This is a genomic window from Rhodococcus sp. (in: high G+C Gram-positive bacteria), assembly GCF_049591685.1.
GTDB lineage: Bacteria > Actinomycetota > Actinomycetes > Mycobacteriales > Mycobacteriaceae > Rhodococcoides.
Window position 1 is genome coordinate 1 of sequence record NZ_JBAWFH010000187.1, and the last position, 1,684, is coordinate 1,684.

A 1,684-nucleotide genomic window follows, 5' to 3' on the forward strand; every position below is an offset into this window, starting at 1 on the left:
GTGTGCTTGCGCTCGGCGTCGGCCTGCAGCGCGTCGGCCTTCTCTTTTGCCTGCCGCAGCTGGGTTTCGGATCGCGTCTGCGCATCGGTCAGCAGCGACTCCGATTTCTGACGCGCATCGGACACCATGGCCTCGGACCGCGTGCGTGCGTCGGTGACGAGGCGCTCCGCGTTGGTACGGGCGTTACCGAGCAGCTGCTCGGACTCGGTCTTCGCGTCGCTGGTGAGACGGTCGGCCATCTCCTGCGCGAGACCGAGAATCTTGGCGGCCTGCATGTTGGAGTCGCCACTCTGGGCTGCAGGTGCAGCCGCTGCTGGAGCGACGGGTGGCGCAACCACCGGCGCCGGCTTCGGGGGCTCTGGCGGTCGCACCGGCTCGGGAGCCTTCTGCTGGGCCGGTGCGCTCTGCTGGGGACCGTTCGAGGCACCCTGGCGCGCACTCTTGGCGTCGCCGAGTTCCTGGTCGAGCTCTCCCACCCGCTGGCGCAGGTCGGCATTCTCCTCGATCAATCGCGACAACTCTTGCTCGACGAGATCGAGGAATGCATCCACCTCGTCTTCGTTGTAGCCACGCTTACCGATAGGTGGCTTGCTGAACGCGACATTGTGCACATCAGCTGGAGTCAGCGGCATGGAAGGATCCCTTCACGCGTCTTGAGGCGGTAGAGCAAGCATTCAGTTATATCCCATTCCGCACGAGCCGGAACAATCAAACTGTAACTGGCGTCCATTCTGTCACATCGGTCGCGCTGGTCGCGCGCGTCCCCGAAGTCTGCTGGCTTTGTCCCCGATATCTACGACCCCAAACCTCGTACGACCGTCATCAGGATGAACACGCCGAAGAGCAGCACCATGATCGACAGATCCAACCGCACTCCGCCCAGATTGACCGGCGGAATCAGTCGCCTCAGCAACTTGACCGGCGGATCGGTCACCGTGAATATCGCTTCGAGCACGATGACGACGAATCCGGAGGGACGCCAGTCGCGGGCGAAACTCCTGATGAATTCGACGATGATGCGGCCGATGAGAAGAAGCCAAAATATGAACAGTATGAAGTAGATTACCGCGAACAAGGCCACAGGTCATACTCTGCCCGAAAACATCGGCTCGATCAAAGCGCGCAGGTCAGAGCGTGCGCGCTTCGATCGAGCCGGTACGAGCCGATCGTGCGTTGAGCCGTCACTGCTGGCTGTAGAAGCCCGTTTCGGCGATGCGACGACGTTCCTGGGGCGATACGTCGATGTCCGCGGGCGACAGCAGGAACACCTTTGTTGCCACCTTGTCGAACGAACCACGCAAGGCGAATGCCAGACCGGCGGCGAAGTCGACCAGTCGCTTGGCGTCGGCGTTGCTCATCTCGACGAGATCCATGATCACCGGCGTACCGTCGCGGAACCGCTCACCGATGGTGCGAGCCTCGCTGTAGTCGCGCGGGCGCAGCGTGGTGATCTTGGACAGTGGGCCGCCATCGTCGACGACCGGACTGCGGCGCGTCTCGGCGCGCACGTCCATCCGTGTGTCGACAGCGAGATTGCCGCGGGTGGAGCCGCCGCCGCGGCCTGCCATCGACGCCGGACGCGATGCGCGTCCGCCGATGGGCGCCAACGTCGGAGACTGGCGGGGCGCCTCGTAGTCGTCGTCGTAGTCCTCGTCGAGGTCGTCGCGTTCGAGACGAGCCGGAC

At 63.7% G+C, this 1,684-nt stretch carries 3 protein-coding genes; all 3 read right to left on the bottom strand.

Annotation, left to right across the window (positions count from 1 at the left end):
* The coding region (gene wag31, locus WBQ44_RS08005) for a DivIVA-like cell division protein Wag31 (protein ID WP_495566177.1) at nt 1–632 on the bottom strand (632 nt) is incomplete at its 3' end.
* Nucleotides 633–793: 161 nt separating this feature from the next.
* The gene (locus tag WBQ44_RS08010) at nt 794–1,081 is read right to left on the bottom strand and encodes a YggT family protein (RefSeq protein ID WP_495566178.1); all 288 of its coding nucleotides are present in this window, start codon (nt 1,079–1,081) and stop codon (nt 794–796) included.
* A gap of 100 nt (nt 1,082–1,181) precedes the next feature.
* Nucleotides 1,182–1,684, bottom strand: a 503-nt coding sequence (locus WBQ44_RS08015) for a cell division protein SepF (RefSeq protein ID WP_495566179.1), incomplete at its 5' end; no start/stop codon positions are given.